Source organism: Sphingomonas sp. GW821-FHT03E12 (assembly GCF_059420685.1).
Genome location: NZ_JBWKUF010000010.1, coordinates 49,143 through 57,781, shown reverse-complemented (window position 1 = coordinate 57,781; position 8,639 = coordinate 49,143). Strand labels below are relative to the sequence as shown.

Annotated in this window: 6 protein-coding genes; 3 read left to right on the top strand and 3 right to left on the bottom strand. The window is 66.9% G+C overall.

Translation table 11 applies throughout. From position 1 onward, the window contains the following. Positions 1-104: 104 nt before the first annotated feature. Genes AC07TU_RS20590 through manD form a run of 3 tightly spaced genes read right to left on the bottom strand, consistent with a single transcriptional unit; the run spans position 105 to position 2,969 of the window. Complete coding sequence (locus AC07TU_RS20590) at positions 105-818, bottom strand: FadR/GntR family transcriptional regulator (RefSeq protein ID WP_495189810.1); 714 nt, start codon at positions 816-818, stop codon at positions 105-107. A gap of 46 nt (positions 819-864) precedes the next feature. Then, complete coding sequence (locus tag AC07TU_RS20585; RefSeq protein WP_495189809.1) at positions 865-1,758, bottom strand: DUF4861 family protein; 894 nt, start codon at positions 1,756-1,758, stop codon at positions 865-867. After that, a complete protein-coding gene (gene manD / locus AC07TU_RS20580; protein WP_495189808.1) occupies positions 1,758-2,969 on the bottom strand; it encodes a D-mannonate dehydratase ManD in 1,212 nt (403 codons plus the stop codon). The genes AC07TU_RS20585 and manD overlap by 1 nt, the downstream gene beginning before the upstream one ends. Before the next feature lie 132 nt (positions 2,970-3,101). Between manD and AC07TU_RS20575 the strand changes: the two genes are divergently transcribed. The 3 genes from AC07TU_RS20575 to AC07TU_RS20565 are packed head-to-tail and all read left to right on the top strand — an operon-like array spanning position 3,102 to position 8,559. Beyond that, positions 3,102-5,561, top strand: coding sequence for a glycoside hydrolase family 3 protein (locus tag AC07TU_RS20575; RefSeq protein WP_495189807.1), 2,460 nt, complete (start codon positions 3,102-3,104; stop codon positions 5,559-5,561). Further along, positions 5,552-6,694, top strand: coding sequence for a glycoside hydrolase family 88/105 protein (locus AC07TU_RS20570; protein ID WP_495189806.1), 1,143 nt, complete (start codon positions 5,552-5,554; stop codon positions 6,692-6,694). Before AC07TU_RS20575 ends, AC07TU_RS20570 begins: the two co-directional genes overlap by 10 nt. Then, on the top strand, positions 6,694-8,559 hold the full coding sequence (locus AC07TU_RS20565; protein ID WP_495189805.1) for a hypothetical protein: 1,866 nt from the start codon (positions 6,694-6,696) through the stop codon (positions 8,557-8,559). Before AC07TU_RS20570 ends, AC07TU_RS20565 begins: the two co-directional genes overlap by 1 nt. Positions 8,560-8,639 lie beyond the last annotated feature (80 nt).

Here is an 8,639-nt window from a genome sequence, read left to right as displayed (position 1 = left end):
GTCGCCCGCTGGGACAATGCCCTCGACCGCGACGCACTCCACACCGCCCTCAATGCGCCCGCCGCTGAAGGAACCGCGCGGCCCGCCAACGAAACCGACCCGGACTAGACCGCCTTGCCGGTGGCCTTGAGATTCTCGTAGCGCTTGACCGATTTTACCATGTGCTGGCGTGCGGCGCGGCGGGCGGCATTGGCATCGCCCGCCTCGATCGCGGCATAGATCGCATCATGGTCGCGGTTGATCGTCCGCGCGTAGCGCTGGTGCTTCTTCGGGTCGCTGCCCTGCAGGTACAGCCTGCGCGACGGCACCAGCCGTACGCCGAGGAACTGGGTGAAGCGGAGGAAATAATCGTTGCCCGTCGCGCGCGCGATCGCCGCATGGAAAGCCGCATCCGCAGCGACCGATTCATCGACATCGGTGCTCGAATCCATCGTCGCCAGCGCCTTGCGGATCTCGGCGAGGTCGGCGTCGGTGCGCCGCTCGGCCGCGAGCGCCGCCATCTCCATCTCGAACCCCATGCGCATCTCGAGCAGGCGAAGCACATCGTCGATCTCGCTGACCTCGTCGGGCGTCACCTGAAAGGCGCGATACTGCGCGCCTTCCGCGACATAGGCGCCCGATCCGCGCCGCGAGATCAACAGCCCGCGCGCCGCGAGCCGCGAATAGGCCTCGCGCACCACCGTGCGGCTGACCCCGAAGGTTTCGGTGATCGTCTTCTCGGTCGGGAAACGCGACCCCGGGGACATCTCGCCCCGCTCAATCTGCTGTTCGAAGCGCTGGACCAGATCGTCGGCCAACGATGCTGCTTTGGTAGCCATGATGCGAGCGTTACCATCACGCTCGCTGCGTTGGCTAGGGGGCGTGCTACGGCCGGAAGCTGGGCTGCTGGCCATCGACATAGGCCTGCCAGGCCTCGCGCGTCGTAAAGTCCAGTCCACGGTCCCATGCTGCGCCGGCATGATAGACGAATGCTTCTCCCGGCTTGGCGCGGACGAGGATCAGATAGTTGTCGGCGTCTTCGGCAAAGCCGGCGAAGGTGCGCGGATCGACCATGATCGCGGCCGCCATCGTCCCCTTGGCGGGATCGGTCGGTCCCCACCAGCTCATCCGGGCGCGCGCCTCGTCCTTGACGATCTTGCCCAGCGGCGCGCCGGCGATCGGGCGTTTCGAAATGCCGATCCCGACGATCAGCTCGCCCGGCTGATTCGATTTGAGCGTCGAGGTCATGCGCAGGAAATTGGTGCCCGCCTCCAGCCTGAAGTTTCGGGTTTCCGACACGTTCCGCGCGATATCGACCGGCCAGGCCTGGTAGTCGACCGTGAAGTCCGCCACTTGCGGTCCGGTATATTCGATGCGTGGCCGGATATAGTTGCGCGACGTCCATAATTTGTCGTCATGCCAGATGCCGAGGCCGCCGACGCCGCGGCCGGTCCCGACATTGTAGAAGTCCAGCCCCTCACCATGATCGGCATGCTGATCGCCGGTGCGCAGCTGCCGGTCCATATAGGGCCAGCGGACGCGCTTGCCCCACACGTCGATGCCCGAGGACGAAGGCGGCTCGGCCTTCTCCAGCGCGCGGCTGTAGATGCGGAAGGCGATCCGGTCATTCTCGAACAGCAGGTCGCCATAGCGATAGTCGGCGATGACTGCCGCCGCGCGCACCCGTTTCTCGGCCTCGGTGGCGGGTTGCATCGGCTTGTGGTCCTGCGCCAGTGCGGTCGTGGCGGCGAGCGCCAGGAGAATGGCCGTGCCGCGCATCACCAGCTCCACATGGTCCCGTCCTCGAGCCGGTTCACGGGGAGGTAGGCGCGGTCATAAGGGAAGGTCGCGGCAAGGCTTTCGTCGATCTCCACGCCCAGGCCGGGCGCATCGCCCGGGTGCAGCATGCCGTCGGCGAAGCTGTAGGCGTGGGGGAAGACCGCGTCGGTCTCCGGCGTATGGCGCATATATTCCTGGATGCCGAAATTGGGGATGGCGAGACCCAGGTGCAGCGCCGCCGCCATCGTCACCGGCGACAGGTCGGTCGCGCCATGGCAGCCGGTGCGTACCTGATGCAGGTCGGCGAGCGCTGCGATCTGGCGCAGATGCGTGATCCCGCCCGCATGCAGCACGGTCGCGCGGATATAGTCGATCAGCCGGTTCTCGATCAGGCCCTTGCAGTCCCAGATCGAGCTGAAGATCTCGCCCACCGCAATCGGGGTAGTGGTGTGCTGGCGGATCAGCCGGAACGATTCCTGATCCTCGGCAGGGGTCGCGTCCTCGATCCAGAAGGGGCGGTAGGGCTCCAGATCCTTGCCCAGCCGCGCGGCCTCGATCGGGGTCAGCCGGTGGTGGATGTCGTGCAGCAGATGCACGTCCCACCCCAGCGCCTCGCGCGCGGCCTTGAACAGCTCGGGGACGACGCGGAGGTATTTGGAGGTCGACCAGACATTCTCGCTCGGCAGCGCGGCGTCGGCCGGCTCGTAGAAATATTTGTCCTTCGACACGCCATAGGTCGATGCCATGCCGGGCACGCCGCACTGTAGGCGGATCGCCTTGTATCCCTGCAGCTGATAGTCGAGCGCGGCCCTGATCGTATCCTCGATCGTGGTGCCGTTGGCATGGCCATAGACCATGCACCCCTCGCGGCTCGCACCACCGAGCAGCTGGTAGACCGGCAGCCCCGCCAGCTTGCCCTTGATATCCCACAGCGCCATATCGACCGCTGCGATCGCGGTCATCGTCACCGGACCGCGGCGCCAGTAGGCACCCTTGTAGAGATACTGCCAGATATCCTCGATCCGGTGCGCGTCGCGGCCGATCAGACAGGGGGCGACATGCTCGGAGAGATAGGCCGCAACCGCCAGCTCGCGCCCGTTGAGCGTCGCGTCGCCGACGCCCGTGGTGCCGTCGTCGCATTCGATCTTCAGCGTCACGAAGTTGCGCCCGGGACAGGTCACGACCACCCGGGCAGACACGATCTTCGGCATTCCATCCCCTTCGGCCAAACCGCTATGCTCGCGGCGAGTTGTGTGACAACCTTATTGACACTCGGAACAAAAGGAAAGAGGGATGTCACCGGTGTCAGGGAGCAATGCCCGGCATATCCTGAGGAGAGGGGCATGAAAAGGGCCGGGTTTCCCACCATGGCGTGTATCGCCGCGCTGATCGGCGCGGCGCCGGCGCTTCATGCGCAGGAAGCGAACCCCGCGCACTGGCCCGCAGTCGCCCCGCAACCTGCGCCCGATACCGCGATCGAATCGCGCATCGACACGATCCTCGCCGCCATGTCGCTCGAACAGAAGGTCGGGCAGATCATCCAGGGCGATATCGCCAGCACCTCGCCCGAGGATGTCGCGAAATACCATCTCGGTTCGGTGCTCAATGGCGGCAGTTCGTCGCCCGGCGGCGACGAGTTCGGTCCGGCATCGGCATGGGTCGCGGCGGCCGATGCCTATTACGCGGCATCGGTGCGCCCCGACGGCACACTGCCGCGCATTCCGGTGATGTGGGGGTCGGATGCCGTCCATGGCCATAACAACATCGTCGGTGCGACGCTGTTTCCGCACAATATCGGGCTCGGCGCCGCGCGGAACCCGGCGCTGATGGAGAAGATCGGGCAGGCGACCGCGATCGAGATGCGCGTCACCGGGCTCGACTGGACCTTCGCCCCCACGATTGCGGTTGCGCGCGACGATCGCTGGGGCCGTACCTATGAGAGCTTTGCCGAGGATCCAGCGGTGGTGCGCGATTACGCGACCGCCTTCGTCCACGGATTGCAGGGGCGCCGCGGTGACAGCGACTGGCTGCGCGGGCCGCATATCGTCGCCACTGCCAAGCATTTCATCGCCGATGGCGGCACGCTCAATGGCCGGGACCGGGGCGACGCGCAGATAGCCGAGGAGGACCTGATCCGTCTCCATGCCCCCGGCTATGTCGCCGCGCTCGACGCCGGCGTGCAGAGCGTGATGGCGAGCTTCTCGGGCTGGAACGGCGCGAAGATGCACGGCAACCGCAGCCTGCTCACCGGCGTGCTCAAGCAGCGCTGGGGCTTTGACGGCTTTGTTGTCGGCGACTGGGACGGGCATGCCAGGGTTCCCGGCTGCGTTCCCACGGATTGCCCGACATCGATCGCCGCTGGCCTCGACATGTTCATGGGACCGGCGAGCTGGAAGGGCCTCTACGCCTCGACCCTCGATGCGGCGAAGTCGGGCAGGCTGCCGATGGCACGGCTCGACGATGCGGTTCGCCGTATCCTGCGCGTCAAGCTGCGCGCCGGGCTGTTCGAGGCAGGCAAGCCCTCATCGCGTGCCTATGCGGGGCGTTACGAATTGCTCGGCGCGCCTGCGCATCGTGCGATCGCGCGGCAGGCGGTGCGCGAATCGCTGGTTCTGCTCAGGAACAACGGCGTGCTGCCGCTGAAGCCGTCGGCGCGCATTCTCGTCGCCGGCGACGGTGCCGACAATATCGGCAAGCAGTCGGGCGGGTGGACGCTGACCTGGCAAGGGACAGGGACGAAGCCGGAGCATTTCCCGGGCGCTACCTCGATCTTCGCCGGAGTGCGCGAAGCGGCGCAGGCGGCGGGCGGCAGCGCCGAATTGTCGGTCGAGGGGCGCTTCACGGCGAAGCCCGACGCGGCGATCGTCGTGTTCGGGGAGGATCCCTATGCCGAGTTCCAGGGCGACCGGGCCGACCTTTATTTCGACGACCGCGCGGGCAGCCTCGCGACGATGCAGCGGCTCAGGGCAGCGGGCGTGCCCGTGGTCGCGGTGTTCCTTTCGGGCCGCCCGCTCTGGGTCAATCGCCATCTCAACGCCGCCGACGCGTTCGTCGCGGCGTGGCTGCCGGGGTCGGAGGGCGGCGGGGTAGCCGATGTCCTGTTCGGCAAGACGGACTTCACCGGCAAGCTGCCCTTCTCCTGGCCGGCCGATGCGAAGGGCGCGCCGCTCAACGTCGGGGATGCGGGATACAAGCCGCTCTATCGCTATGGCTATGGTCTGACGCTCAAGGATCGTGGCGCCGCTGCCGCGCTTTCCGAAGACCCCGGCATCATCCTCGACCGGCCCGCTGCGGGTCCGCTGTTCGCGCGCGGCCGCGCCGCCGGGACCTGGCTGCTCCAGATCGACGGGGCGAACGACAGTGCGCAGACGATCACCGGTGCCGCCGACAATGGCGCGATCGCGGTGCGTCCGGTCGATCGCGACGCGCAGGAAGATGCGCGCGAGATCGCCTGGTCCGGGCGTTCGCGCGGGACGGTGCAGATCGTCGGCCCGCGCGCCGTGGACCTCTCAAGGTCCGGCCCGTTGTCGCTGACGTTCGACCTGCGTGTCGATGAAGCGCCCGCCGCGCCGGTCATGCTCGAATTCCGCAGTGCGGGCGGTACCGCCCGGCTCGATATCGCGGCGCGCCTCGCCGCGCTGGCGGGCAAGGGGTGGCAGACGCTTGCCATCCCGCTCGCCTGCCTGCCCGGTGCCGGCCTCGAAAGCGTCACCGCGCCGCTCGTCCTTTCCTCCAGCGGCCGCGCGCGCCTGACGCTCGCCGCCGCTGCCCTCTCCCCCGCAAAGGAGCCGACATGTCCCTGATCCTGCTTGCCCTCGGCGCCGCGCCCGCCGCTCTTGTCGAGACGCAGCCGGCGATGCCGCAGCCCGCGGCGATCCTTGCCGAAACGCGGCGGGTCGCCGACTGGCAGCTTGCCAACCGTACCAACTGGGCGACGATGCCTGCGGCCCGGCCCAGCGTGCGCAATCCGCGCGACTGGCAGCAGGCGGCATTCTGGATCACGCTGACGGACCTTGCGCAGCGTGACCGGAAATATGGCAAGCCGCTGCTCGATCTTGGCCGGGAGCTGGGCTGGAAGCTTGGCGACAAGCCCTTCCACGCCGACGATCAGCTCATTGCACAGGCGTGGATCTGGGCGGCGCGCAATGGCGCGGGCAAGCCGGCGATCGCACCGGCAATCGCCTATTTCGACAATGTCCTGGCCAAGCGCCCGACCGGCAGCCTCGAATTCGTGCCCGTCGCGCCGGGACGCAACTCGTCGGACTGCACCGATCGCTGGTGCTGGTGCGATGCGCTGTTCATGGCGCCGCCGACCCTGCTTCAGCTGACGAAGATCACCGGTGACAAGCGCTATGCCGAGTTCGCGCATGAAGAGTTCAAGGCGACCACCGACTATCTCTACGACGCGGGGGAGAAGCTCTATTTCCGCGACAGCCGCTTCTTCGACGTGCGCGACGCCAAGGGGCGCAAGCAATTCTGGAGCCGCGGCAATGGCTGGGTGATGGGCGGGCTGGTCCGCATGCTGCAGGTGATGGACCGTAAGGACCCCAAGCGGCCTTATTATGAGAAGCTGTTCCGCGACATGTCGGCACGGCTGCTGACGCTGCAGAAGGCGGACGGCTACTGGCCGGCCTCGTTGCTCGACAATGATCCCGGCACGCCGCCTGAAACGAGCGGCACGGCATTCTTCACCTATGCCTTTGCCTGGGGGATCGACGCCGGGCTGCTCGACCGCGGTGCCTATCAGCCCGCAGCGATCAAGGGCTGGGGGGCGATCACCCGCGCGGTGCAGCCCGACGGCATGCTCGGCTGGGTGCAGCAGGTCGGCGACCGGCCCGACAGCGTCTCGGCGAAGGAGACGCAATTCTACGGCTCGGGTGCCTTCATCCTCGCCGGCACCGCGATGTACGACCTGGCCCGCAAGGCGAAGCGCTGATGAACAAGCTGGTTTGCGTACCCGTACTTGCCGCACTGCTCACCGCCAACGCGGCACCTGCCGATCGCTGGGCAGCTAAGCCCCACGGGCCGGTCTATGCCGCCGATGTCGCGCCGATGGACCGCACCGTCCGCTCTCGGCTGATGCCGCAGGTCGAGGCGCTGCTCGAGCAACTGCTGCGCGAGAAGCGCGGCATGAAGCTTGGCGGGGTGGCGGTGTTCGAGAGCGGTGACAAGTTCCTGCCCGGCAAGATCGCCGCGGCGATGGTCTCTCGCATCACTGCGCTCGACCCGAATGATCCGCGGTTGAACCAGCGGCTCAGCGACTTCGCCGACATCGCCGATCTGACGCTGACCGATCCCAACGACAGCTGGGGCATCTATTATTACGTCTCGGCGCTGCACGATCTCAACGAACGCGGGCTGCTCGACCGTGCCGTTCGCCCGGCGACGCTCGCAAAGCTCAAGCAGCAGCTCGACTGGCGCCGCTTCGTGCGTCCCGATCTCACGCTGATCGATCTGCCCAACAACTATTACGGCGTCGCCTTCTCGATCGCGCGCCTGCGGCATCTGATGGGCTGGGAAGATGCGTCGGGCGGTGACCAGCTGCTGGCGCGCACGCTGGATCACTATCGCAAATATTCAGGCGAATATGGCTTCGCCGACGAGACCGAGGGCAAGGGCCGGTTCGACCGCTACTCGGTGCTGCTGATCGGCGAGATCGCACACCGGCTGATCGAAACCGGGATGACGCCGAGCGCCGAGGTCAAGGGCTGGCTGCGCAAGTCGGTCGATCTGCTGCTGCCGCGCTTCAACCTGACCGGCGAAGGCTTCGAATATGGCCGCAGCATCGGCGCCTATGGCGAGACCGCCTTTGTCGAGGTGCTGACCGCTGCAGCGTTGCTCAAGGTGCTGACCCCGCAGGAAGAGCGGATGGCCTATGCCTTTTCCAGCCGGATCAGCGCGCGCTACATGGATTTCTGGGTGAACCCCGCGACCGGGTCGGTCGATATGTGGGGGCAGGGGCGGCGTACCGATGCCTATCGCGGCATCCACCGCATCTTCGGCGAGAATCTGAGCCTCGCGCGCCAGCATATCTACACCAACGCGATCTGGAACCGGCTCGGCTATGCCGGTCAGACCCCCGATCCCGGCTATGCGAAGTGGCTGGAGACGCTGCCGCGTTCGGCCGTCACCTGGTTTGCGCGCGGTGACTATGATCGCGCGCTGGTCACGGTGCGCGATCGCGGCAGGCTGATCGGCCTCCCCGTCATCAACGGGGCGGAGGGGCAGCATATGCATAACCCCTATTTCCCCGTGCCCTTCTCGCCCGGCATGCTTTCGGGTTCGGCCGACGCGACCTATCCGCATCTCGTCCCGCGCATCACGCTGGCGGACGGCGCGGTGCTGATGCCGCTCGCCTTCTTCAAGGATGTGCGCGTCACCCGGCGCGGCGCGGTAACGGAGGTGCGCTGGCGGCAGGAGGCGCTCGACCGGATGGGGGACAATGACGCCCGGGCCGATCAGCGCGCGAGCATCGAGACGCACTACACCTTCGCACCCGGCCGCATCACCCGCAGCGACCGGCTGCGCCTTGCCCCCGGTGCGCGCGCGGCGGCGATCGATCTCGAATTCGCCAGCTTCTCCGGAGCGCCGGTGGTGCGCGCCGGCAAGGTCGGCTTCGGCAATGGCGAAGTGCGCGGCTTTGCGACGACCGGCTATGGCAGCTGCTCGGCCGGAAAACCCGAAAGGCCCGAATATCGCGCACCGACCGGCGCGTTCGCTACCCTGGTGGGTTGTGCGCAATCCGCTCCGGCGGCGAAAGCGGGTGTCATAGCGCTAACATGGGAGTTGTCTTACAACTGACGAATCTCATTGTTGACTCCCCTGAGCAAAGTTGTAGGACACATTCCTATGACACCGGTATCAAGCCGGGGCGCTCAGGG